The following is a 25,002-nucleotide window of genomic DNA, read 5'->3' on the forward strand; positions in this document are numbered from 1 at the left end:
AGCCCGCCGACACTCCGGACCGCGCGAGGGGAAAGCCCCTGGCCCCTCAGTCCTTGTGGACGGTCCCGTCCGGGTCGAGCCCCCGGAACGAGAGGAGCACGATCAGGATGCCGCCGCACACGATCGCCGAGTCGGCGAGGTTGAACACGGCGAAGTTCTTCGGCGCGATGAAGTCGACCACGGCCCCTTCGAAGACGCCGGGCGAACGGAAGATCCGGTCGGTGAGATTGCCGAGCGCCCCGCCGAGCAGCAGCCCCAGGGCGATCGCCCAGGGCAGGCTGTAGAGCTTGCGGGCGAGGCGGGCGATCACGACGATCACGGCCGCGGCGATCACGGTGAAGATGATCGTGAAGGCCTCGCCGATGCCGAACGCGGCACCCGCGTTCCTGATCGCCTCGAGCCGCAGCCAGTCACCGAGGAGCTCGATCGGCTCGTGGTGCTCCAGCCTCGCGACCACGATCATCTTGCTGACCAGGTCGAGGGCGTACGCGAGGGCGGCCACCGCGAACAGCACGGCGATCTTCCGCTTGCCCTTGGGCCGTTCCTGGGCCTCCCCGCCGTTGTCCGGCCCGTCTGCCCCCGCATCCGGGGTGTCCGGAGTACCGATGACGCGCTCCGCCTCTGCCACGTGAGTCCCTCAACCTAGGTACCTGACTGAGGACGAGAGTACGGCACACACGTACGCCCTCAGCAGCCCAGGAGCGACTCCATGACGCCGCGTGCGGCGGGGTCAGTAACGGCGCTCCTGCTTCTGCTTGCACTCGACGCACAGGGTCGCCCGCGGGAAGGCCTGCATCCGCGCCTTGCCGATGGGGTTCCCGCAGTTCTCGCAGATCCCGTACGTCCCCGCGTCGAGCCGCTCCAGGGCGCGCTCGGTCTGCTGGAGCATCTCCCTGGCGTTCGCGGCCAGCGACAGCTCGTGCTCCCGCGTGATGTTCTTCGTGCCGGTGTCCGCCTCGTCGTCGCCGGCGCCGTCCCCGGAGTCCCGCATGAGCCCGGCGAGGGACTTCTCCGACGACTCGATCTCACTGTCCAGGCGCAGCGCCTCGCTCTGAAGCTCCGCCCGCGCCTCCTCGACCTCCGCCGGGGTCCAGGGGTCCTCGCCCGGCCGTACCGCGAGCTCGCCCGGCTTCGCGGCCACGATCCTCGCGTTCGGCACCGCGCGGGACTTCTTCACCGTGGCCGTGCCAGGGGTCTTCTTCGCAACCACAGTCGTGGCTCCCGTCGTCTCCGCGGCCGACGCCGCGCCATCGGCCGCGGACGCGGCCGCCTTCTTCTCCGCGGTCTTGTGGCCGGTGGCCTTCTTGACCGCGCTCTTCCTGGCGCCCGTTCTCCCGGCCGCGCCCTTCTCGGCGGCGACACTCTCCGCTTCCGCGGAGGCCTGTGTGGACGTCGTACTCGTGACGGCCTTCGCAGCCCTCGTCGACTTGGCGGTCTTGGTGCTGTTGGCGGCCTTGGTGCTGTTGGCGGTCTTGGTGCTCTTGGTGGCCTTGGCCACGGGCTCGGTGTCCGCCTTCGCGATCCTCGCCGTCTTCCTGGCGGCCGCGGTCTTCGCACCCGCGCCCCTCGTAGTGGTCTTCGTGGCCGCCGTGCTCTTCCCGACGGCCGTCTCCGTCGCGGTGCTCCTCTTCCCGGCGGCAGGCTTCTTCGCGGCCGGAGCCGCCTTGGCCGCCGCCGTCGCGGGCACCGCCTCCTCGGCCGCGGCCTTCACGCCGGCGGATGCCTCACGCACCCCCGCCGGACTCTTTTTCGCCACCATGGCCGCGGCCCCTTCACATTTTGTGATCTTGCACGCGAATCGTTCTGGGACGATAAATCGACTTCTGACCCGCGGCAACGGGGCACATCGCCCGATGCGCCCGCCCCGCACGTCCCGCGCGGCAGACTTGCAAGCGTTGTGCCCAGCTCCCCGCCGGGTAATCCGCCGAGGCCCCGGCCCGCGGATCCGCCGCAGCCCACGTCGCCATTCGGGTCAGCCCACGCGGCCGTGACCAGCCCGGCGAAAGCCCCTGACGAGCCCGCTCCGCAGAGCTCTGGAGGAATAAAATGGGGCGGAAGCGGAGAAGGTGCATTATCATGCGCAAAGTAGTCGACTGTCGTGACATGCCGAGCGAGACGAACTGCACGCTCGCCATCACGGGCGAGGAGGACGAGGTGGTCCGCGCCGCGGCCGAGCACGCTGTGTCCGTCCACGGTCACACCGACACCCCCGAGCTGCGGAACATGATCCGCAGCGGACTCAAGGACGAGATCCCTCAGCACGTCTGACACCAGCCGCCCCGGGGTGCTTCGCCGCCCGCCCCGAAACCGGTCGGCCGCGTGCGCCCGGGCCCCGTACACTGGGCGGAGCGAGAAGCGTGGATGGGGCCGAGTAGCGGCGTACGCAGCCATGAGCGACCCGGGGACGGTGGAAGCCCGGGGGCGAGCGCGACGCGAAGATCACCCCGGAGCCGCCGGAAGAAAGCCCCGCTCGCGGGGCGAGTAGAACCGGCATCGCGACCCCAATGAGGGGGCTCACCGGAGCAGTCAGCGCCCCGGAGGGCCAAGGAGGGTGGTACCGCGGGAGCGCGCCGCACACGGCGTATGTCACAGACGAAGCTCTCGTCCCTCCGACGGAGACGGAAGAAACAGTGTCCGCCGGAGGAAGATCGATGACGTACCGCCAGGTGCCCGCCCAGGTCGACCTGCCCGCCCTCGAGCACGCCGTGCTCGACTTCTGGCGCGAGCAGAAGATCTTTGCCAAGACCTTGGAGCAGTCCGAGGGACGCCCCGAGTGGGTGTTCTACGAGGGCCCGCCCACGGCCAACGGCATGCCGGGCGCCCACCACATCGAGGCCCGCGTCTTCAAGGACGTCTTCCCGCGCTTTCGCACGATGCGCGGCTACCACGTGGCCCGCAAGGCCGGCTGGGACTGCCACGGCCTGCCCGTGGAGCTGGCGGTCGAGACGGAGCTCGGCTTCAACGGCAAGAAGGACATCGAGGCGTTCGGCATCGCCGAGTTCAACGCCATGTGCCGCGAGTCCGTGACCCGGCACACCGACGCCTTCACCGACCTGACGACCCGCATGGGTTACTGGGTCGACCTCGACGACGCGTACCGCACCATGGACCCCGAGTACATCGAGTCCGTCTGGTGGTCGCTCAAGGAGATCTTCAACAAGGGTCTGCTGACCCAGGACCACCGCGTCGCCCCCTGGTGCCCCCGCTGCGGCACCGGGCTCTCGGACCACGAGCTGGCGCAGGGCTACGAGACGGTCGTCGACCCCTCCGTCTACGTCCGTTTCCCGCTCACCTCCGGTCCGCTGGCCGGCGAGGCCTCGCTCCTCGTCTGGACGACGACCCCCTGGACGCTCGTCTCGAACACGGCGGTCGCCGCCCACCCCGACGTCCGCTACGTCGTCGCGACGGACGGCAACGAGAAGGTCGTCGTCGCCGAGCCCCTCGTCGAAAAGGCGCTCGGCGAGGGCTGGGAGAAGACCGGCGAGTCCTTCACCGGTGCCGAGATGGAGCGCTGGAAGTACCAACGTCCGTTCGAGCTCGTGGAGTTCCCGGCCGAGGCCCACTACGTGGTCAACGCCGACTACGTCACGACCGAGGACGGCACCGGTCTCGTCCACCAGTCCCCCGCGTTCGGTGAGGACGACCTCAAGGTCTGCAAGGCGTACGGCCTGCCGGTGGTGAACCCGGTCCGTCCCGACGGCACGTTCGAGGAGGACGTCCCGCTCGTGGGCGGTGTCTTCTTCAAGAAGGCGGACGAGAAGCTCACCGAGGACCTCAAGGACCGCGGCCTGCTCTTCCTGCACGTCCCGTACGAGCACAGCTACCCGCACTGCTGGCGCTGCCACACGGCGCTGCTCTACTACGCGCAGCCGTCCTGGTACATCCGCACCACGGAGATCAAGGACCGCCTCCTCCAGGAGAACGAGAAGACCAACTGGTTCCCTTCGAGCGTGAAGCACGGCCGCTTCGGCGACTGGCTGAACAACAACATCGACTGGGCGCTCTCCCGCAGCCGCTACTGGGGCACTCCGCTCCCGCTGTGGCGCTGTGAGGACGACCACCTCACCTGCGTCGGCTCGCTGGCCGAGCTCGGCGAGCTGACCGGCACCGACCTGGCGAACCTCGACCCGCACCGCCCGTTCATCGACGAGGTCACCTTCGCGTGCCCCCAGTGCGAGAAGACGGCCACGCGCGTGCCCGAGGTCATCGACGCCTGGTACGACTCGGGTTCGATGCCGTTCGCGCAGTGGGGCTACCCGTACAAGAACAAGGAGCTCTTCGAGAGCCGGTACCCGGCGCAGTTCATCTCGGAGGCCATCGACCAGACCCGCGGGTGGTTCTACACCCTCATGGCGGTCGGCACGCTCGTCTTCGACAAGTCGTCCTACGAGAACGTCGTGTGCCTCGGCCACATCCTCGCCGAGGACGGCCGCAAGATGTCCAAGCATCTGGGGAACACCCTCCAGCCGATCCCGTTGATGGACCAGCACGGCGCGGACGCGGTGCGCTGGTTCATGGCCGCCGGCGGCTCCCCGTGGTCCGCGCGCCGCGTCGGCCACGGCACGATCCAGGAAGTGGTCCGCAAGACCCTCCTGACGTACTGGAACACGGTCGCCTTCCAGGCCCTGTACGCCCGTACGTCGGACTGGTCGCCCAGCGAGGCCGACCCGGCCCCCGCCGAGCGCACCGTGCTCGACCGCTGGCTGCTCTCCGAACTGCACGCGCTCACCGACCAGGTGACGCAGTCCCTGGAGGCGTACGACACCCAGCGCGCCGGCAAGCTGCTCTCCTCCTTCGTCGACGACCTGTCGAACTGGTACGTGCGCCGCTCGCGCCGCCGCTTCTGGCAGGGCGACAAGGCGGCCCTGCGCACCCTGCACGAGGTCATCGAGACGGTCACGCGGCTGATGGCGCCGCTGACCCCGTTCATCACGGAGCGGGTCTGGCAGGACCTGGTGGTTCCCGTCACGCCGGGCGCCCCCGAGTCGGTCCACCTGTCCACCTGGCCGGAGGCGGACCTCTCCGCCGTCGACCCGGACCTGTCGCGGCAGATGGTCCTCGTCCGGCGCCTCGTCGAGCTGGGCCGCGCCACGCGCGCGGAGTCGGGCGTCAAGACGCGTCAGCCGCTGTCCCGCGCGCTGGTCGCGGCCGCGGGCTTCGAGACGCTCAACCCGGAGCTGCACGCGCAGATCACCGAGGAGCTCAACGTCTCCTCGCTGGCGTCGCTCTCCGAGGTCGGTGGCTCACTGGTCGACACGACCGCCAAGGCGAACTTCCGCGCCCTCGGCAAGCGGTTCGGCAAGGGCGTCCAGGCGGTCGCGAAGGCGGTCGCCGAGGCGGACGCCGCCGCGCTCTCGCTCGGCCTGCGCGAGGGCACGGCGTCGGTCGAGGTGGACGGCGAGACGATCACGCTGGCGCCCGACGAGGTCATCATCACGGAGACCCCGCGCGAGGGCTGGTCCGTCGCCTCGGACTCCGGCGCGACGGTCGCGCTCGACCTGGAGATCACGGAGGAGCTGCGTCAGGCGGGCCTGGCCCGTGACGCGATCCGTCTGATCCAGGAGGCCCGTAAGAACAGCGGCCTGGACGTCGCGGACCGGATCGCCCTGCGGTGGACGTCCACGGAGCCCGCGGTCGTCACGGCCCTGTCCGAGCACGCCACGCTGATCGCGGACGAGGTCCTCGCCACGGACTTCGCCCAGGGCGAGGCCGACGACGCCTACGGCGAGACGTTCGCGGACGAGCCTCTCGCCCTCGCGTTCCGCCTCCGCAAGGCGTAACCCACGACCGAAGGCCCGGTCCCGCCAAAGATCTTGGCGGGACCGGGCCTTCGGCGTTTCGTACTCACGCACAGATGAACGTTTCTGCACCGCACCCAAGGCAGGATCCGCACCTGGCCCACAGCGGTGACCGCAACTGACTCACAGCGGTGCCCGCGCCTGGCTCACCGGTGCCCGCACATGCCCCTCGGCGGTATCCGCCTCTGGCCCACGGCGACTTCCGCGCCCTGACCACGGCAAAGGGCCGGGCCCCCGGAAATCCGGGGGCCCGGCCCTTGAACGCTGCCGACGCCTATGGCGTGGTCACGCCCGTCAGTTGTCGTCCTCGTCGATGAGGAAACCGCGCATCGGCGACGGAGCCTGCTGCATCGGCGCGGGACCCTGCGGCCGCACCGGCGCCATCGGCTGGGTCATCGCCGGCGACATCTGCTGCTGGCCGCCGTAGGACGGACCGGCCGGCGGCTGGTTGCCGCCCATGGTCTGGTTGCCACCGTAGGACGGGGCACCCGCACCGGCCGACGCCATGGAAGGCGCGGGCGACGGCGGCAGCGACGCGGTCGCAGGCGTCCGCGGGGGCGCCAGCGAGTCGTCGGCCTGGGTCTCCAGCTGACGCAGCTGCGACTCGAGGTAGGACTTCAGACGCGTGCGGTACTCGCGCTCGAAGCCACGCAGGTCCTCGACCTTGCGCTCCAGCGTGGCGCGGGCGGACTCCAGGGAGCCCATCGCGACGCGGTGCTTCTCCTGCGCGTCCCGCTCCAGGGCGTCGGCCTTGGCACGGGCGTCACGCTCGAGACCCTCGGCGCGGCTGCGGGCCTCGCCGACGATCTTGTTGGCCTCGGAACGGGCCTCCGCGATCGCCTGGTCGGCGGTCTGCTGCGCAAGGGAGAGGACACGGGCGGCGCTGTCGCCACCGGGGCCCTGACCGGGCTGCGGCATCTGCGGACCGTGACCGCCCATGGGGCCACCCATGGGACCGCCCATCGGGCCGCCCATCTGCTGCTGCATCTGGCCCTGGCCCATCTGGCCCTGACCGAGCTGGTTCTGGCCGGGGTGACCCTGGCCCATCGGACCCTGGCCCATCGGGCCGGGACCCTGCGGACCGGGACCCTGCGGACCGGGACCCTGCGGACCATGTCCACCGGGGCCTGCGGGCAGCTGCGGCGCACCGCTGGGCAGCTGGGGCGGGCCGCCCATGGGGCCACCCATCTGCTGCTGCGGCTGCACCGGCTGCGGACCCGATATTGCGGCGGGCACCGGCGCACCGGGACCGCGCTGGTCCTGCGGTTCCGGAGGCTTGCGCATACCGCCCTGCTGCTGGTTCTGCGCAGCGGCGCGGGTGGCTGCGGCGAGCTTCGCGCGCAGGTCCTCGTTCTCTCGGAGAAGGCGAGTCAGTTCGCCTTCGACCTCGTCGAGGAAGGCATCGACCTCGTCCTCGTCATAGCCTTCTCGGAGGCGGACGGTCGTGAACTGCTTGTTCCGCACGTCCTCGGGGGTCAACGGCATCTCTTCACCTCAACGTAGTCGTCGGCATTCGGCAAGACCGTATCGTTCACAGCCGGCTCACGACGGAGATCAGGATGTAGACGATGATCATCAGTACGAAGAAGGACAGGTCGAGCGCCACGCCCCCGAGACGCAGCGGCGGAATGAACCGCCGCAGAAGCTTGAGCGGTGGATCAGTGACAGTGTAGGTGGCCTCAAGTACGACCACCATCGCCTTGCCGGGTTGCCACGAGCGGGCGAACTGGAAGACGTAGTCCATGACCAGCCGGAAGATCAGCACGATGAGGAAACACATCAGCGCGATGTAGACAACATCCAAAACCACGCTCATGTCCGCGGTTCCCTCTCCCCTGTGTCTCGTGCTTCGTGGCTAGTTACTGCACCGGCACTTCACCGGTGCTGCGTCTCAGCTCTGGTTGAAGAACCCGCCCTCTGCGATGCGGGCCTTGTCCTCTGCCGTGACATCGACGTTAGCAGGCGACAACAGGAACACCTTCTGCGTCACCCGCTCAATGCTGCCGTGCAGACCGAAGACGAGACCGGCGGCAAAGTCGACAAGTCGCTTCGCGTCGGTGTCGTCCATCTCCGTCAGATTCATGATCACCGGAGTGCCCTCACGGAAGTGTTCCCCGATGGTACGGGCCTCGTTGTACGTCCGGGGGTGCAGCGTCGTGATGCGGTAGGGCTCCCGCTCGGACACAACCTTGGGCATGATCACCGGTGCGTTCTTCTCCAGACTCTGGCGTTCAGGTGTGATGGATGCCACGGGGGCGATTCGCGCCGGACGTCCGGATTCCGCGGGCAGCGGAACCGGTTCGCGCTGGGCGGGAGGCTGCACCACTCGTACCGATTCGTCCCGTTGGGACTGGTGTGGCTGATGAGTGTTGTGCGACTGATGCGACGGTTCGTGGCGCCTGCGGTCCCGCTCGGGTTCGGGGTCCAGCTCAGGCTCGAAGTCGTCGTCGGGGTCGAACCCCCGGCCGTCGTACCCATCGTCCTCCACGAGGCCGAGGTAGACCGCCATCTTGCGCATCGCGCCGGCCATTGCTCTGAGTCCTCCGCTCTGTGGTGGATCGGCTGACGTCAACCAAAGTGCCTGCGATCCACGCGATCTCCCCGCCCATCAGCGAGAATGACCATATTTTCTGCTGTGGTCCGACTTCTTGGCGACGTTACCCGAGCCTGGGTCGGACTCCGAGTACCGCCGTACCGACGCGCACATGTGTCGCTCCGGCCGCCACGGCCTGTTCGAGGTCCGCACTCATCCCTGCTGACACCATGTTCGCAGCCGGATGAGCCCGGCGCAGGTCAGTCGACAAATCCATCAGCCGCTCGAACGCGGCCTGTTGGCGGTCGGCGTAGGGACCGGTGAGTGGTGCGACCGTCATCAGACCGTCGAGGCGCAGACCGGGAGAGTCCGCCACAATTGCGGCCAACTCCTCAATTCCGCCCGGCCCTACGCCGCCGCGCTCGCCCCGCCCGTTCTCCCCCGCGTCGAGTGCGACCTGGATCAGGCAGCCGAGTTCACGCTCCGCGCGCACGGCCGCCGTCGACAGTGACGTGACGAGCTTCGACCGGTCGACCGACTGCACGACGTCGGCATAACCGACCACGGAGCGAACCTTGTTGGTCTGCAGCTGCCCGACAAAGTGCCACCGGAGCGGCAGATCCGCACATTCCGCAGCCTTGGGCGCCGCGTCCTGGTCGCGGTTCTCGGCGACATCGCGCACACCGAGTTCCGACAAGATCCGCACATCGCTCGCGGGGTACGTCTTGGTGACCACGATCAGGGTCACTTCCTCGCGCTTACGGCCTGCGGCGACGCATGCCGAAGCGATGCGTTCCTCCACCTGTGCCAGATTTGCTGCGAGTTGAGCCTTACGGTCCGTCATGTCCCATCAGTCCAGCCAGACATAGCCAGCGAGCCGACCGGTGGTGCGGTCGCGGCGGTACGAGAAGTGGTCGTGCGACTCCAGGGTGCACACCGGCGACTGCTGCCGGTCACGCACCCCGAGCCGCTCCAGCTGTGCATGCACTCCGGCGGTCACATCGACGGCAGGGGTGCCCCAGCTGGTTTCGGCGTACGCCGCGGGTTCCACGGCGGCCACCTCGGCGCGCATCCCGTCCGGGACTTCGTAGCACTTCCCGCAGACGGCGGGGCCGGTGCGGGCCACGATGCGGGCGGGTTCGGCGCCGAGCCCCACCATCGCCTCGACCGCCGCGGGGACGACTCCGGCGATCATGCCGGGGCGTCCGGCGTGAGCGGCGGCGGCGATTCCCGCGACGGGGTCGGCGAGCAGAACCGGTGTGCAGTCCGCGGTGAGCACCGCGAGAGCGAGTCCGCGCCGTGCGGTGACGATCGCGTCGACGGACGGGATGTCGGCGGCCGGACCCCAGGGCCCGTCGACCACCGCGACGTCCGGGCCGTGCACCTGGTTCATCCAGACCACCTGCGCCGGGTCGAGGCCGAGCGACCGCGCCGCGCTGCTGCGGTTGGCGTGGACGGCGGCCGGGTCGTCGCCGACCGCGCCGCCGAGGTTGAGCTCCTCGTACGGAGCGGCGCTCACCCCGCCCCACCGGTCGGTGAAGGCGAAGTGGGCGCCGCTCACGTGGTCGCGCTGTCCTATCACTTCAGGAGGTCACTTCTGCAGGTCACTTGTGCCGGTCACTTCAGGAAGTCCGGCACGTCCAGCTCCTCGGCCTGGCTGTCCTGGTAGGGACGGGCCGGCGGAACCTGCGGCGCGGCGACCGGGGCGGACGGCACCTCGTTCGCCGGGGTGACCTCGACGGGCTCCGGAACCTTCGGTTCGTCGCGCGGGGTGACGCTGCCGAGGCTGCCGAAGGACGGACGGGCCTCGGCGGCTCGCGGCGCCGGCTCCTCGCGCTTGGCGGACGCGCTGCCGATCACGTTGTCCCGCTTGGACGGCGGCTGTCCGCCGTCGAAGCCGGCCGCGATGACGGTGACCCGCACCTCGTCACCCAGGGCGTCGTCGATGACGGCACCGAAGATGATGTTGGCCTCGGGGTGCGCGGCCTCACTGACCAGCTGCGCCGCCTCGTTGATCTCGAAGAGACCGAGGTCGGAGCCGCCGGAGATGGAGAGCAGCACACCGCGTGCGCCGTCGATGGAGGCCTCGAGGAGCGGCGAGGAGATCGCCATCTCCGCGGCGGCCACCGCGCGGTCGTCGCCGCGGGCCGAGCCGATGCCCATGAGCGCCGAACCGGCCTCGGACATGACCGACTTGACGTCGGCGAAGTCGAGGTTGATCAGGCCGGGCGTGGTGATCAGGTCGGTGATGCCCTGGACACCGGACAGGAGGACCTGGTCGGCCGACTTGAAGGCGTCGAGGACGGAGACCTGCCGGTCCGAGATGGACAGGAGACGGTCGTTGGGGATGACGATGAGGGTGTCGACCTCTTCGCGGAGCTCGGCGATGCCGTCCTCCGCCTGGTTCGCGCGACGCCGGCCCTCGAAGGTGAACGGCCGGGTGACCACACCGATCGTCAGGGCGCCCAGCGAGCGTGCGATGTTGGCGACGACAGGTGCGCCGCCGGTGCCGGTGCCACCGCCTTCGCCGGCGGTGACGAAGACCATGTCGGCCCCCTTGAGGACCTCCTCGATCTCCTCGCGGTGATCCTCGGCCGCCTTGCGTCCGACGGCCGGATTGGCTCCGGCGCCGAGTCCGCGGGTGAGTTCACGGCCGACGTCGAGCTTGACGTCCGCGTCGCTCATCAACAGGGCTTGCGCGTCGGTGTTGATGGCGATGAACTCGACGCCCTTGAGACCGACCTCGATCATCCGGTTGATGGCATTGACACCACCGCCGCCGACACCGATGACTTTGATGACTGCGAGGTAGTTCTGCGGTGCTGCCACGTCGAAGGCCTCTCGCCTCGAGTTACGTGTCGCCGCCTCGCATTGGTACGTTGCGACGACTGATGCCGAATTGGGGCGGCCCGGACTACTTGTCTGCCGACCCGAACCCTAACGCTGAAGTTTAGGGTTACCAGTGTGTCTGTTCCCTGGACTCTTCCGAACAGGACACTAAGTCGACAAGTGGCGCACGTTCAACGAACACGCCGAACCTCCCGTTTTTCTTTTCACCCTATGTGATCAGCCGTAGCAGTGCCCAACCAGGGTGCTGGCCTGCGCTGATGTGCGTCAACTCCCCGATGACGCAGGGGCGGTGGGGACACTGACGTCGAAGTGCCGCGCCTTCGGGGCGGCTTTCATGAGGGCGGTGAGGGTGGTCGCCTTGGTGTCGCCCTTCTCACCACTTCCCCATGCGACGGTGCGGCCGCCACTCAGCGCCAGGGACACGTCGTCGTACGAACGGACCCTGACCGTGCGGGTGTCACGGGCCACGGCCGGGGGCAGATCACCCGCGACGCGGACCGCCTCGCGCACCAGACGGTCGGGGCCGAAGCGCCGAAGGCTTGCGGCGGCGCCCGTCTGATCCGGCGTCAATTCCAGTCGGGGAACGCCGCGAGGGGCCTTCTGCACGGTCGCGAAACGGACACCCTTGGCGTCAATTTCGACGAACTTGCCCGCGTTGGAGCCACCTTCGCGATTTTCGCCGTTTTTACCGTTTGCGCCGCTTTCGACAATCAGGGCCGGCTTGCGTTCGGTCACTTTCAATCCGATTCCGTGCGGCCAGGAACGCACGACCTCGACCGAGTCGATCCGGGGCAATTTCCGGCGAAGACGGTCCTCAATGTCGCCCGTGTCGACGGAAATCAGCGGGGCGCCGACCGGAACGGCGGCGGCCGCGCGCACTTGAGCGGGCGTCAGGACCCCGGTCCCCGAGGTCGTGACACGCTCCACCCTCAGCCACTGAGAGCCGTACAGGAGCCAGATGGTGGCGGCGCCGAGCAGGAGGGCGACCCCGGTCACGATCACGACGCGCGGGCGCGGCAGGCGCATGCGCAGGCGGCGGCCACGCGGGGGCCGGGGCGGGCCGGACTTCGGCTTGTGCCGCTCGCCGCGGTCTGCGGTCGTCGGTCCGGCCACGCGCACTCCCTGTCCTGGCTCGGTTCACCTCAGGGGCGCCTCGGCCGGTGTCGGGGCCCGAGCGTGCTCAGCCCTTCGGACCTCCGCGCGCTCGACCTCCCGGCACCGGCACGCCCCTTCGCCGCACCCGCCGGTGTGTTGTTAGCGGTGGCGTGAGGCGATCGCCTCGCGCACCATGCCGACGAGCAGCTCGTCGGCGTCCCGGCGGCCGAACTCGGAGGCGGCGCGGGACATCTCGTACAGCCGGTGCGGGTCGCCGAGCACGGGCAGGACGTTGCCCATGATCCACTCGGGCGTCAGCTCCGCGTCGTCGACCAGCAGTCCGCCGCCGGCCTTGACCACCGGCTGGGCGTTGAGCCGCTGTTCGCCGTTGCCGATGGGCAGCGGGACGTAGGCGGCGGGGAGCCCGACGGCGGAGAGTTCGGCGACGGTCATCGCGCCCGCGCGGCAGAGCATCATGTCGGCCGCGGCGTACGCGAGGTCCATCCGGTCCACGTACGGTACCGGGATGTACGGGGGCATCCCCGGCATCTGCTGGACGTGCGGCAGTTCGTTCTTGGGGCCGACGACGTGCAGGATCTGGATCCCGGACTGCTGGAGCAGCGGAGCGACCCGCTGGACGACCTCGTTGAGGCGGCGGGCGCCCTGGGAACCGCCGGAGACGAGCAGCGTCGGAAGGTTCGGGTCCAGGCCGAAGGCGGCGCGCGCCTCGGGCCGTACACGTGCCCGGTCGAGCGTGGCGATGGTGCGGCGCAGCGGGATACCCACGTAACGGGCGCCGCGCAGCTTGCTGTCGGGCGTGGAGACCGCGACGCCCGCGGCGTAGCGCGAACCGATCTTGTTGGCGAGTCCGGGGCGGGCGTTGGCCTCGTGGACGACGATCGGCACACCGAGGCGCTTGGCCGCGAGGTAACCGGGCAGGGCGACATAGCCGCCGAAGCCGACGACGCAGTCCGCCTTGGTGCGCTCCAGGATCTGCTCGGCCGCCTTGATGGTGCCGCGCAGCCGGCCCGGGACGGTGATCAGTTCAGGGGTTGGCTTGCGCGGCAGCGGTACGGCGGGGATCAGCGCGAGTTCGTATCCGCGCTCGGGTACGAGCCGCGTCTCGAGCCCCTTCTCCGTACCGAGGGCCGTGATGCCCACGGTCGGGTCCTGCCTGCGCAGGGCGTCCGCGAGGGCGAGCGCGGGCTCGATGTGGCCGGCGGTCCCCCCGCCGGCGAGTACGACATGCACCGAAATTCACCGCTCTCCGGACGTACGCGCCGTGGCGCGCCGTCGCATCGTGTTCCATCTCATCCGAGGCTGCCGCATGGCCAGGGCCGCCCGCGCCGCGGGTTCGTCCCGCGCGAACGCGATCAGAAGCCCTACGGCGAACATGGTCGGCAGCAACGCTGACCCCCCGTACGAGAACAGCGGGAGCGGGACACCGGCGATCGGCAGGAGACCGAGCACCGCACCGAGGTTGACCACGGCCTGGGCCGTGATCCAGGTGGTCACGCCACCCGCGGCGTACCTCACGAAGGGGTCCTCCGTGCGTCCGGCCACGCGGATACCCGCATAGCCTAGAGCCGCGTACAGGGCGAGCACCGACAGCGTCCCCGCAAGGCCCAGTTCCTCACCGGTGATGGCGAAGATGAAGTCGGTGTGCGCTTCGGGGAGTTGGCCCCATTTTTCCACACTCGCCCCGAGTCCGGATCCGAAGAATCCGCCCGAGGCCAGGGCGTAGATGCCGTGCAGTCCCTGCCAGCAGATGTCGTCGGGGCCCGAGTCGGTGGAGCCGAGGCAGGACAGGCGTGCCATGCGGTTGGGGCTGGTCTTGATGAGGAAGACGCCGATGGCGGCCGCGACGGAGAGCACGCCGACGAACAGGCGGGTGGGCGCCCCGGCCAGCCAGAGCAGGCCGAAGAGGATGGCGGTGAGCAGGATCGCCGTGCCCATGTCGCCGCCGAGCATGATCAGTCCGAGCAGCAGGAAGGCCACCGGGACGAGCGGCACCAGCATGTGTTTCCACTGGGTCAGCAGCCGTTTGTCGTGCTTGCGTGCCATGAGGTCGGCGCCCCACAGGACGAGGGCCAGCTTCCCGAACTCGCTGGGCTGGAGCATGAAGGGGCCGCCCAGCGAGATCCAGTTCTGGTTGCCCCCGATGGAGACTCCTATCCCCGGCACCTGCACGAGGACCATCAGGAAGACGCTGACGGCGAGCAGCGGGTAGGCCAGCGCGCGGTGCAGCTTCACCGGCATCCGCATGGCCGCGCACAGGAGGGCTCCGCCGATCACCGCCGCGAGGAACTGCTTGCGGAAGTAGTACGAGCTGGGCAGCCCGTTCTGCAGCGCCGTGATCATCGAGGCCGAGTAGACCATCACCAGGCCGAGCACGGTGATCAGGAGGCTGGAGCCGAGGATGAGGTAGTACGCGGTGAGAGGACGGTCCCAGGCGCGGCGGGCCTGGGTGTAGAGGCGTCGTACGGGGCTGACGCGGGCCGGCCTGGCCGCTTTCTTCGGGGGACGCGCCGCCGGGGGCCGCCGGGCCGCCCGTGCGCTGCTGCCGGGCATCAGCGCACCCCACCGCTGTACGACGATGACGCTGCCACGATCCCCTCCCGAGGGTGCCCGGCGTCACCGGGCACCCGAAGGCCCCGTCAGACGCTCGTGGAGCCGAGTTCGCGGACCGCTTCCGCGAACGCGTCGCCACGCTTGTTGTAGTTGGTGAACATGTCCATCGACGCACAGGCCGGGGCCATCAGCACGGTGTCCCCCGGCCGGGCGAGCCGCGCGGCCTCCTGGACCGCCTGCGACATCGCCCCAGTGTCGGTCCGGTCGAGGTCGACCACCGGGACGTCAGGGGCGTGTCGCGCGAGGGCTTCCCGGATCAGCGCGCGGTCCTGGCCGAACAGGACGACCCCGCGCAGCCGCTCGGCCGACTTGGTGACGAGCTCGTCGAAGACCGCGCCCTTGGCGAGCCCGCCGGCGATCCACACGATCGACTCGTAGGCGGCCAAGGAGGCTTCCGCGGCATGGGTGTTGGTCGCCTTGGAGTCGTCGACGTACGCGACCTCGTCGACGTCGGCGACGTGCGCGATGCGGTGCGCGTCGGGTGTGAAGGCGCGCAGTCCGTCGCGTACGGCGGCGGGCTCGACGCCGAAGGCGCGTGCGAGGGCGGCGGCCGCGAGGGCGTTGGCGATGTTGTGCGGGGCGGGCGGGTTGACGTCCGCGACCTCGGCGAGCTCCTGGGCGTTCTTGTGCCGGTTGTCGACGAAGGCACGGTCGACCAGGATGCCGTCCACGACGCCCAGTTGGGAGGGGCCAGGCGTGCCGAGGGTGAAGCCGATCGCGCGGCAGCCCTCCTCGACGTCGGCCTCGCGGACCAGGTCCTCGGTCGACGGCTTGTCGGTGGCATCGGCGTTGTAGACGCAGGCGACCTGATTGCCCTCGTAGATACGGCCCTTGTCGGCGGCGTACGCCTCCATGGAGCCGTGCCAGTCGAGGTGGTCGGGCGCGAGGTTGAGGACCGCCGCGGAGTGGGCGCGCAGCGAGGGCGCCCAGTGCAGCTGGTACGAGGAGAGCTCGACGGCGAACACGTCGTACGCGTCGTCGCCTTCGAGTACGACGTCGATGATCGGCGTACCGATGTTGCCGACGGCCGCCGTGCGCAGGCCCGCCGCCTCCAGGATCGACGCGAGCATCTGCGTGGTGGTGGTCTTGCCGTTGGTGCCCGTGATGGCGAGCCAGGGGGCGGCGCCGGGGCCACGCAGGAGCCAGGCGATCTCCACGTCCCCGACGACATCCACGCCCGCCTCGGCCGCCGCCGCGAAGAGCGGGGACGAGGGCTTCCAGCCCGGTGACGTGACGACGAGTTCGGTGCCTTCGGGGAGCGTCTCGGCGTCCCCGAGGCGGGCCGCGACGCCGAGCTGCGCGAGCTCGGCCGACCTGGCGCGGTGCGTCTCGCTGTCGCCGCCGTCCACGACCGTGACCGACGCGCCGAGGCCGGCCAGGGCGCGGGCGGCACTGATGCCGCTCACGCCGAGACCGGCGACGGTGACTCGCTTGTTCTGCCAGTCGGACGCAGTGGTCACTTGTCGGCTGCCCATCCCGCGTAGAAGAGGCCGAGTCCGACGATCACGCACATGCCCTGGATGATCCAGAAGCGGACCACCACAAGGACTTCGGACCAGCCCTTGAGTTCGAAGTGGTGTTGCAGTGGCGCCATGCGGAAGACGCGCTTGCCGGTGAGCCGGAAGGAGCCGACCTGGATGACCACGGACATGGTGATCAGGACGAAGAGGCCGCCGAGCAGGGCGAGCAGGAACTCCGTGCGGGAGCAGATGGCCAGACCCGCGAGGGCGCCGCCGAGTGCGAGGGAGCCGGTGTCACCCATGAAGATCTTCGCGGGCGAGGTGTTCCACCACAGGAAGCCGAAGCAGGCGCCCATCAGGGCCGATGCGACGACCGCCAGGTCGAGTGGGTCTCTGACCTCGAAACAGGCGGCGGGGTTGGTGAGGGTCTGCGCGTTGGCGCAGGACTCCTGGAACTGCCAGACACCGATGAAGGTGTACGCGCCGAAGACCATCACGGAGGCGCCGGTGGCGAGGCCGTCGAGGCCGTCCGTGAGGTTCACGCCGTTGGACATCGCGAGGATCATGAACAGCGCCCAGACCACGAACAGGACCGGGCCGATCGTCCAGCCGAAGTCCTGCACGAAGGAGAGCTTCGTGGAGGCCGGGGTGTTGCCGCGGTTGTCGGCGAACTGGAGCGAGAGCACCGCGAAGGCGATGCCGACGGTCAGCTGTCCGGCCATCTTCGCCTTGGCCCGCAGGCCGAGCGAGCGGCGCTTGACGATCTTGATGTAGTCGTCGAGGAAGCCGACCAGGCCCATGCCGCCCATCAGGCCGAGCACCAGCAGACCCGACAGGGTCGGCGCGGCACCGGTGATGATCTTGCTCATGAAGTACGCGATGAACGTCGCCAGGATGAAGGCGATACCACCCATCGTCGGCGTACCGCGCTTGGCGTGGTGCTCGCGCGGGCCGTCGTCACGGATGTACTGGCCATAGCCCTTGCGCGCAAGGAGCTTGATCAGCAGGGGCGTCCCGATCAGGGTCAGGAAGAGCCCGATCACACCCGCGAAGAGGATCTGCTTCATCATCGGGCAGCAACCTCGCCCACGTTGTCGCCGTCGACGGCGAGCAGCGCCTGCGCGACGCTCTCCAGGCCCACCGACCTGGAGGCCTTCACGAGCACGACGTCACCCGGGCGCAGCTCGCTGCGCAACAGGTCGACAGCCGCCTGTGCGTCGGACACGTGCACCGACTCCTCACCCCACGAACCCTCGTTATAGGCGCCCAGTTGCAGCCAGGACGCTTCCCTGCCCCCGACTGCCACGAGCTTGCTGACGTTGAGCCGGACGGCAAGCCGTCCGACCGCGTCGTGCTCGGCCAGCGCCTCGTCCCCGAGCTCGGCCATGTGACCGAGCACCGCCCATGTACGGCGCCCTCTGCCCATCGCTACGAGCGCTCGCAGAGCGGCTCGCATGGACTCGGGGTTCGCGTTGTAGGCGTCGTTGACGACCGTCACGCCGTCCGGGCGCTCGGTGACCTCCATACGCCAGCGGGACAGTGTGCCCGCCTCGGAGAGCGCGAGGGCGATCTCCTCCACGGACATGCCAAGGTCATGGGCGACGGCGGCCGCGGCGAGCGCGTTCGACACGTGGTGCTCACCGTACAGGCGCAAGGTCACGTCGCTGCACCCGGAGGGTGTGCGAAGGCTGAAGGAAGGCTGTCCGTTCTCCGTGAGACGGACATTCTCGGCGCGCACGTCGGCATCGGCGCCCTCTCCGAAGAGCAGCACCCTCGCCTTCGTGCGGGAGGCCATCGCGCGGACGAGGGGGTCGTCGGCGTTGAGGATCGCGGTGCCGTCGGCCGGCAGGCTCTCGACCAGCTCGCCCTTGGCCTCGGCGATCTGCTCGCGGCCGCCGAACTCGCCGATGTGGGCGGTGCCGACGTTGAGGACGACGCCGATCCTCGGCGGGGTCAGGCCGGTGAGGTACCGGATGTGGCCCTTGCCGCGCGCGCCCATCTCCAGGACGAGGAAGCGGGTGTCGTCGGTGGCGCTCAGCGCGGTCAGCGGCAGGCCGATCTCGTTGTTGAACGAGCCCGGTGTGAAGACCGTGGGCGCCTTGCGGCGCAGAACCTGGGCGATCAGGTCCTTGGTACTGGTCTTGCCGGCGGAACCGGTGAGCGCGACGAGGGTGGCGCCGAGCCGTTCGACGACGGTGCGCGCCAGCGCGCCGAGGGCGGCCTGCACGTCGTCGACAACGATGGCCGGCACCCCGACCGGGCGCGAGGCGAGTACGGCGGCGGCCCCGGCCTCCACCACGGCGGCCGCGTAGTCGTGGCCGTCGACACGCTCGCCGACGAAGGCGGCGAACAGGCTGCCGTCCGTGACCTTCCGGGAGTCGATGACGACCGGTCCTGTCACCCGGACCGACGGATCCGGTATGTCGTACGTCTGCCCGCCGACGGCTGTGGCGATCTCGGCGAGGGAGAGGGCGATCACAACTTCATCCCTGGGTTTGCTGGATAGCTTCGCGAAGCACCAGGCGGTCGTCGAAGGGACGCACCACCCCGGCGATGTCCTGGCCCTGCTCGTGGCCCTTGCCCGCGACGAGGACGGTGTCGCCCGGCTGTGCGCGGGCGACGACGGCGGCGATGGCCGCCGCCCTGTCCTCGAAGACCTGGACCTCGGCGCGCTCGTGGGCGGGCACCTCGGCGGCGCCCGCGAGCATCGTGGCGAGGATCGCGAGGGGGTCCTCGGAGCGGGGGTTGTCAGATGTCAGTACGGCGGTGTCGGCGAGCCGGGCGGCGGCGGCGCCCATCGGCATCCGCTTGGTGGTGTCACGGTCGCCGCCGCAGCCGAGCACGATGTGCAGCTTGTTCTCGGTGACCTTGCGCAGCGCGCGCAGCACGGACTCGACGGCGTCGGTCTTGTGTGCGTAGTCGACGACGGCGAGGTAGGGCTGGCCCACGTCGACGCGCTCCAGGCGGCCGGGGACGCCCGGCACGGCGGCGACACCGTCCGCGGCCTGCTGCGGGTCGATGCCCGCGCCGGCGAGCGCGACGATCGCGGCGAGCGCGTTGGCCACGTTGAACGGCCCGGCCAGCGGGGACTTGGCGGTGATCCGCTCGTCCTTGGGGCCGACGGCCACGAAGGTGGAGTCGAACGGGCCGACCTCGACGTCCTCGGCGCGCCAGTCGGCGTCCGGGTGGCCCTCGGCGGAGAAGGTCACGACGGGCACTTCGGACTCGTCGATGAGCCGGCGGCCGTACTCGTCGTCGTAGTTCACGACGCCCTGTTTGCTGCGTGCGCGTGTGAACAGCTGCGCCTTGGCCCGGAAGTAGTCCTCCATGTCGGAGTGGAACTCCATGTGTTCCGGGCTGAGGTTGTTGAAGACCGCCACGTCGAAGACGCAGCCGTCGACCCGGCCGAGCACGAGGGCGTGGCTGGAGACCTCCATCGCGACCGCGTCCACACCGCGCTCGCGCATCACCGCGAACAGCGCCTGGAGGTCGGTGGCTTCGGGGGTGGTGCGCTCCGACTTGATGCGCTCGTCGCCGATGCGCATCTCGACGGTGCCGATGAGTCCGGTGCTGTGCATCGTGCGCAGCCCACCCTCGATGAGGTAGGCCGTCGTGGTCTTGCCGGAGGTGCCCGTGATGCCGATCTGGAGCAGATCGCGGCCGGGGTGGCCGTAGATCGTGGCCGCCAGCTCTCCCATCCGGCCGCGCGGGTTCTCCACGACGAGGGCCGGCAGACCGGCCGCCGCGACGCGTTCGGCGCCCGACGGGTCGGTGAGGGCGGCGACGGCGCCGAGGCTCGCGGCCTGGGCGGCGAAGTCGGCGCCGTGGAAGCGGGCGCCGGGCAGGGCCGCGTAGATGTCGCCGGGGCGCACGGCACGCGAGTCGTGCGTGATGCCGGTGCTCCCCGTCGACGCCGCGGGCCCTTCGGGCGCGGGGACACCCAGCTGATCTGCGAGATCGGCAAGTCGTGTCGCGGTGACCTGCACCGGTCGCGGCGGTCCCGGATATGTCACGGGGGCGCCCTTCTGGGTGTTTTGGGACTGATCAGCGTGTGGCACGGCGGTGAGCGTACCGGGCTCACCCCCCATGGAGCGAAGCGAGGGGCGTGGCGCGGGCTGGTTCCCGGGGTCCGGGGTGATCGTTGTCACGGGCTGTACCTGGTCACTCTCGGGGCTCGGATCAGGGCTGGTAGCTGACGGGCAGCCGGGCGGGCTCGGCGCCGGTGGGCGGCACCTGGAGCGTCTTGAGGGCGAACTCCATGACCTGCTTGTAGATGGGGCCACAGATCTGGCCGCCGAAGTAGCTGCCCTTGGTGGCGTTCTGGATCGCGCAGTAGACGGTGACGCGGGGCTTGTCGGCGGGGGCGAAACCGGCGAACGACGACGTGTACCCCTTATACCTGCCGGTGGCCGGATCGACTCGGTTGGCGGTGCCCGTCTTGCCGGCGACGCGGTAGCCGGGGATGCGCGCCTTGGCGCCGGTGCCCTCCTCGTCGTCCACGACGGACTCGAGCATCTGCGCGACCGTCTTGGCCGTCTTCGCGCTGACGACCCGGTTCTCCTTGGGCTTCGGGGCCGGGGTGAACCTGCCGTCGGGTCCCTTGGTGCCGCGTACGAGGGTGGGCTCCACGCGTACGCCGCCGTTGGCGATGGTGGAGTAGACGGAGGCCGCCTGCATCGCGTTGATGGAGAAACCCTGGCCGAAAGGGATCGTGTACTGCTGCGAGGTCGACCACTTGTCGGCGGGGGCCAGGATGCCCGGTGTCTCGCCCGGGAAGCCGAGCCCGGTGGGGCGGCCGATGCCGAACTTGCGCAGGTACGACGAGAGCACCTGGTTGGCCTGGGGCTGGGTCTTGCCCAGCTGGCCCGCCGCCAGGATGGTGCCGATGTTGCTGGACTTGGCGAGCACGCCGTTCAGCGTGAGATGCCAGGTGGGGTGGTCGATGTCGTCCTGGAAGAGCCGGTCGCCGCGGTGCAGCCGGTTGGGCACCGTGACATGCGTGGCGGGGGTGGCCGCGTTCTCCTCCAGGACGGCGGCCATCGACATGACCTTCGCGGTGGAACCGGGCTCGTACGCGTCCTGGAGCGCGGCGTTGCCCATGGCGGTGGAGTTGGCCTGCGAGAGGTCGTTGGGGTCGAAGCCGGGCGCGTTGGCCATCGCCAGGACCTCGCCGGTCCTGGTGTCCTGCACCATCACGTAGCCGCGGTCCGCCCCGGACTTCTTCACCTGGTCGGTGATGGCCTTCTGCGCGGCCCACTGGATGTCGCGGTCGATGGTGAGCTCGATCTCCGAACCGGGCACGGCGGGCTGCTCGTTGCTGCCGGCCGTGGGTACCTGACGGCCGCCGGACTGGGCGTACTTGATCTTGCCGGGCTTGCCCGCCAGATCCTTGTTCAACTGCTGCTCGATACCGCCGCCGCCCTTGCCGTCGGCGTTGACCCAGCCCAGTATCCCGGCGGCCAGATCGCCGTTCGGGTACACGCGCTTGCTGCTGGGGTCGGCGAAGACTCCGGCGATGACGCTCGCCGACTTCTCCCGGTCCGCCTTCTCGGAGAGCGTGCTCTTGAGGTCCTTGATCTGCTTCCAGACCTGGGGGGTCTGGCGGCGGGCCAGCAGGACGTAGCGCGTCCTGGGGGTCCGCAGTTTCTTCGCGACCACGTCGGCGTCCAGGCCGAGGATCGGGGCGAGGAGCGCCGCGGCCTGCTCGGGCGCGTCCCGCGGCACCACCGGGGCCGTGGAGTTCTTGGCGGCCGCGGTGTCCGCCGGCCGGAACATCGTGGGGTCGGCCGTGATGTCGTACGCGTCCACGCTGGTGGCGAGCGCGACCCCGCTGCGGTCCGTGATCCCGCCGCGCTCGGCAGCCAGGACGTGCTCGACGTACCGGTGCTGTTCGGCCTTGGCCGCGTACGCGCTGGCGTCGACGGCCTGCACCTGGAGCAGGCGGACGACGAAGGCGATGAGGACGAGGGTGAGGCCGAGGCTGACCATGCGCAGCCGGGGGCGCGGGCTGCCGAGGCGCAGGGCGGTGGGCGCCTTGACGGGGGCGGGACGCGGGCGCCTGGCACCGGGGTTCGGGCGCCGGGAGGCGGCGGGGCGGCCGTTCCTCGCGGGCCTCGCGGGGGCTGGGACCCGGCGTCGCGGGGGCTCCCTGTCGGTCATTCCGTCACCTGCCGGAGGTCGAGGGCGCGGGTTTCACCTGCGAGGACGTGGGATTAGGCGTGGCCTTGGGGGTCGCGGACGGGGTCGGCGAGGGGCTCGGAGTCGTGCCCACGACCTCGGGTGGGGGCGGCGCGGGCCGCCACAGGGTGGAGGGGGCGGTCGCCGCGCCGGGGACGCCGCGCACGGTGCCGTCGGGGTTGAGGAAGGCCGGGTCGCCGCCGGGGACCATGCCGAGCTCGCGGGCGCGGCGCTGCAGGGCGTCGGGGGCCGCGTAGGCGTCGACGTCGCGCTGGAGCGCCTGCTCGTCCTCGGTGAGGTCGGTCGTCTGCTTCTTGAGGTCGTTCAGCCTGAACGACCCTTCGTTGAGCGCCGAGTTCAGCATCAGGAGCGTGATCAGCCCGCCGCCGAGCAGGAGCACGACGAGGAGCACGAACGGTGTGCGGGCCGCCTGGCCGGCGCCCGCGGATCCCGAGGGCAGCAGCCGCGCGAGTCGCGCGGCCCTCCCCCGCAGTTCGCCCCTGGGACTCATCGACCCCTCCTCGCGCGCCCGGAACTCACCCGGCGACCTCCTCGCGGATGCGCTGCGCACCCCGCAGCCGCGCCGGGGCCGCCCGGCGGTTCTCGGCGACCTCTTCCTCCGTGGGGAGTTCGGCGCCGCGCGTGAGCAGCTTGAGCCGTGGCTGGTAGCGCTCGGGGACGACCGGGAGTCCGGGCGGCGCGGTCGTCGCGGCGCCGGCCGCGAACACCTGCTTCACCAGCCGGTCCTCGAGCGAGTGGTACGACAGGACGGCGATGCGTCCCCCGACGGCGAGCGCCTGCACGGCGGCCGGAATGGCCCGCTCCAGGACGCTGAGCTCGCCGTTCACCTCGATGCGCAGGGCCTGGAAGGTGCGCTTGGCGGGGTTGCCGCCGGTGCGCTTGGCGGCCTGCGGCAGCGCGTCGCGGATCAGCTCCACGAGCCGGGCGCTGTTGCTGAACGGCTCCTTCTCGCGCTCACGCACGACGGCCGAGACGATCCGCTTGGCCTGCTTCTCCTCGCCGTACGCGCGCAGGATCCGCACCAGTTCGCCCGGGGGGTACGTGTTGAGGACCTCGGCAGCGCTCATTCCGGTCGTCTGGTCCATGCGCATGTCGAGCGGCGCGTCCTGCGCGTAGGCGAAGCCGCGGTCGGCCTCGTCGAGCTGCATGGAGGAGACACCCAGGTCGAAGAGGACGCCCTGCACACGCGGGATGCCGAGCCGGTCGAGGACCTCGGGAAGCTCGTCGTAGACGGCGTGCACGAGGGTGGCGCGGTCGCCGAACGGGGCGAGGCGCTCACCGGACAGGCGCAGGGCCTCCTTGTCGCGGTCGAGACCGACGAGGCGGCAGGAGGGGAACGTGGAGAGAAGGGCCTCGCTGTGTCCGCCGAGGCCGAGCGTGCAGTCGACGACGACCGCACCCGGCTCGGCGAGGGCCGGGGCCAACAGGTCCAGGCAGCGCTGGAGCATCACCGGGACATGTCGGGTCTGGCTCAAGGGGCCCTCTCAGTTCCGGCGCGGCGCCCACGCACCGCCGGGGTGCCCGTCGCGCACGTGGTGAAGAGTCCGGTGAAGTGCCGGGATCTTCGGTGTTTCCTGGGGTTTCCGCGTCACTTTAGTCCACGGTGTCGCCCGGTCAATCAACCGGCCTGCGCGCCGCGCGCCGCCTCTTCGCGATGCCTCCGATCAGGAGAAATCACCCGTACGGGCGAGCCGGAGCCGCCCCTGTGGGTTACCTCACAACAAGCCCCGATGGCGTTCTTTGTCCGCTCTCACAGCGGGCTTGTCCCGGGGGTGACCATTACCGTCATAGCTATGACGACTTCCGCATCCCTCCCTGCCGAGTCCGAAAGCGCCATACCTGCCGAGGGCACCGTGACCGACCGCCTTGTCGAGGCGAACCAGCGCTACGCCGAGGCGTTCTCCGACCCGGGTATGGACGCCCGTCCCGTTCTGCAGGTGGCCGTGGTGGCCTGCATGGACGCGCGGCTCGACCTGCACGCCGCACTGGGCCTCGAGCTGGGCGACTGCCACACCATCCGCAACGCGGGCGGCGTCGTCACCGACGACGTCATCCGTTCGCTGACCATCAGCCAGCGGGCGCTCGGCACCCGCAGCGTGGTGCTGATCCACCACTCGGGCTGCGGCCTGGAAGGCCTCTCCGAGGACTTCCGGCACGACCTGGAGATGGAGGTGGGCCAGCGCCCGACCTGGGCCGTCGAGGGGTTCCGCGATGTCGACCAGGACGTGCGCCAGTCCATCCAGAAGGTGCGCACCTCGCCCTTCCTGCTGCACGCCGACGACGTACGCGGCTTTGTCTTCGACGTGAAGTCGGGCCTGCTGCGGGAGATCCTGCCCAACTGAGCCACGGACTCGACCATGCTCTCAAAAGGTCGTAAGCCCCGACATATCGCTGCCAGTTATCCACAGTCGAGTGACACGAACCGGTAACGGCAACA

Annotated in this window: 21 protein-coding genes; 3 read left to right on the top strand and 18 right to left on the bottom strand. The window is 70.0% G+C overall.

Annotation, left to right across the window (positions count from 1 at the left end; genetic code table 11):
* Window positions 1-46 precede the first annotated feature (46 nt).
* Window positions 47-628, bottom strand: coding sequence for a signal peptidase II (gene lspA / locus LGI35_RS14270; protein WP_116502589.1), 582 nt, complete (start codon window positions 626-628; stop codon window positions 47-49).
* Between the two features lie 102 nt (window positions 629-730).
* Entirely contained in the window at window positions 731-1,732 is a 1,002-nt protein-coding gene (locus LGI35_RS14275; RefSeq protein ID WP_341483361.1) for a TraR/DksA family transcriptional regulator, read from the bottom strand.
* Window positions 1,733-2,076: 344 nt separating this feature from the next.
* Here LGI35_RS14275 and LGI35_RS14280 point away from each other — a divergent pair, with 344 nt between their 5' ends.
* Window positions 2,077-2,268, top strand: coding sequence for a DUF1059 domain-containing protein (locus tag LGI35_RS14280; RefSeq protein ID WP_116502588.1), 192 nt, complete (start codon window positions 2,077-2,079; stop codon window positions 2,266-2,268).
* Window positions 2,269-2,651: 383 nt separating this feature from the next.
* Complete coding sequence (ileS, locus tag LGI35_RS14285; protein ID WP_227294224.1) at window positions 2,652-5,780, top strand: isoleucine--tRNA ligase; 3,129 nt, start codon at window positions 2,652-2,654, stop codon at window positions 5,778-5,780.
* Between the two features lie 312 nt (window positions 5,781-6,092).
* Here the strand turns inward: ileS and LGI35_RS14290 are convergent, their stop codons facing one another.
* From LGI35_RS14290 to rsmH, 16 genes are all read right to left on the bottom strand, one after another.
* Window positions 6,093-7,283, bottom strand: coding sequence for a DivIVA domain-containing protein (locus tag LGI35_RS14290; RefSeq protein ID WP_227294225.1), 1,191 nt, complete (start codon window positions 7,281-7,283; stop codon window positions 6,093-6,095).
* A 46-nt stretch (window positions 7,284-7,329) separates the two neighbouring features.
* Entirely contained in the window at window positions 7,330-7,614 is a 285-nt protein-coding gene (locus LGI35_RS14295; protein WP_033318070.1) for a YggT family protein, read from the bottom strand.
* 75 nt (window positions 7,615-7,689) lie between these two features.
* Window positions 7,690-8,328, bottom strand: a complete 639-nt coding sequence (locus LGI35_RS14300; RefSeq protein ID WP_227294226.1) for a cell division protein SepF — start codon at window positions 8,326-8,328, stop codon at window positions 7,690-7,692.
* A 127-nt stretch (window positions 8,329-8,455) separates the two neighbouring features.
* Entirely contained in the window at window positions 8,456-9,175 is a 720-nt protein-coding gene (locus tag LGI35_RS14305) for a YggS family pyridoxal phosphate-dependent enzyme (protein WP_227294227.1), read from the bottom strand.
* Window positions 9,176-9,181: 6 nt separating this feature from the next.
* Window positions 9,182-9,913 (bottom strand): peptidoglycan editing factor PgeF, encoded by a 732-nt coding sequence (gene pgeF / locus LGI35_RS14310; RefSeq protein WP_227294228.1) that lies wholly within the window; start codon window positions 9,911-9,913, stop codon window positions 9,182-9,184.
* 35 nt (window positions 9,914-9,948) lie between these two features.
* Window positions 9,949-11,160 (bottom strand): cell division protein FtsZ, encoded by a 1,212-nt coding sequence (ftsZ, locus tag LGI35_RS14315; protein ID WP_227294229.1) that lies wholly within the window; start codon window positions 11,158-11,160, stop codon window positions 9,949-9,951.
* Window positions 11,161-11,445: 285 nt separating this feature from the next.
* Window positions 11,446-12,294 (bottom strand): cell division protein FtsQ/DivIB, encoded by an 849-nt coding sequence (locus LGI35_RS14320; RefSeq protein ID WP_227294230.1) that lies wholly within the window; start codon window positions 12,292-12,294, stop codon window positions 11,446-11,448.
* Between the two features lie 141 nt (window positions 12,295-12,435).
* Window positions 12,436-13,527 (bottom strand): undecaprenyldiphospho-muramoylpentapeptide beta-N-acetylglucosaminyltransferase, encoded by a 1,092-nt coding sequence (gene murG, locus LGI35_RS14325; protein ID WP_227294231.1) that lies wholly within the window; start codon window positions 13,525-13,527, stop codon window positions 12,436-12,438.
* 6 nt (window positions 13,528-13,533) lie between these two features.
* Window positions 13,534-14,847: a putative lipid II flippase FtsW gene (ftsW, locus tag LGI35_RS14330; protein ID WP_227294232.1), complete on the bottom strand. Its 1,314-nt coding sequence runs from the start codon at window positions 14,845-14,847 to the stop codon at window positions 13,534-13,536.
* Between the two features lie 86 nt (window positions 14,848-14,933).
* The gene (gene murD / locus LGI35_RS14335; protein ID WP_227294233.1) at window positions 14,934-16,382 is read right to left on the bottom strand and encodes a UDP-N-acetylmuramoyl-L-alanine--D-glutamate ligase; all 1,449 of its coding nucleotides are present in this window, start codon (window positions 16,380-16,382) and stop codon (window positions 14,934-14,936) included.
* Window positions 16,364-17,437, bottom strand: a complete 1,074-nt coding sequence (mraY, locus tag LGI35_RS14340; RefSeq protein ID WP_100592220.1) for a phospho-N-acetylmuramoyl-pentapeptide-transferase — start codon at window positions 17,435-17,437, stop codon at window positions 16,364-16,366. Before mraY ends, murD begins: the two co-directional genes overlap by 19 nt.
* Window positions 17,434-18,846, bottom strand: coding sequence for a UDP-N-acetylmuramoyl-tripeptide--D-alanyl-D-alanine ligase (locus tag LGI35_RS14345; RefSeq protein WP_227294234.1), 1,413 nt, complete (start codon window positions 18,844-18,846; stop codon window positions 17,434-17,436). The genes mraY and LGI35_RS14345 overlap by 4 nt, the downstream gene beginning before the upstream one ends.
* A 4-nt stretch (window positions 18,847-18,850) precedes the next feature.
* On the bottom strand, window positions 18,851-20,515 hold the full coding sequence (locus LGI35_RS14350; RefSeq protein ID WP_227294235.1) for a UDP-N-acetylmuramoyl-L-alanyl-D-glutamate--2,6-diaminopimelate ligase: 1,665 nt from the start codon (window positions 20,513-20,515) through the stop codon (window positions 18,851-18,853).
* 31 nt (window positions 20,516-20,546) lie between these two features.
* Window positions 20,547-22,526, bottom strand: a complete 1,980-nt coding sequence (locus LGI35_RS14355) for a peptidoglycan D,D-transpeptidase FtsI family protein (protein WP_227294236.1) — start codon at window positions 22,524-22,526, stop codon at window positions 20,547-20,549.
* 4 nt (window positions 22,527-22,530) lie between these two features.
* Window positions 22,531-23,055: a cell division protein FtsL gene (ftsL, locus tag LGI35_RS14360; protein ID WP_227294237.1), complete on the bottom strand. Its 525-nt coding sequence runs from the start codon at window positions 23,053-23,055 to the stop codon at window positions 22,531-22,533.
* A gap of 25 nt (window positions 23,056-23,080) precedes the next feature.
* Window positions 23,081-24,040 (bottom strand): 16S rRNA (cytosine(1402)-N(4))-methyltransferase RsmH, encoded by a 960-nt coding sequence (gene rsmH, locus LGI35_RS14365; RefSeq protein WP_116502573.1) that lies wholly within the window; start codon window positions 24,038-24,040, stop codon window positions 23,081-23,083.
* Window positions 24,041-24,295: 255 nt separating this feature from the next.
* On the opposite strand from rsmH, the gene LGI35_RS14370 reads away from it, so the two are divergent.
* Window positions 24,296-24,907, top strand: a complete 612-nt coding sequence (locus LGI35_RS14370; RefSeq protein WP_227294238.1) for a beta-class carbonic anhydrase — start codon at window positions 24,296-24,298, stop codon at window positions 24,905-24,907.
* Window positions 24,908-25,002 lie beyond the last annotated feature (95 nt).

The organism is Streptomyces longhuiensis, assembly GCF_020616555.1.
Taxonomy (GTDB): Bacteria; Actinomycetota; Actinomycetes; order Streptomycetales; family Streptomycetaceae; genus Streptomyces; species Streptomyces longhuiensis.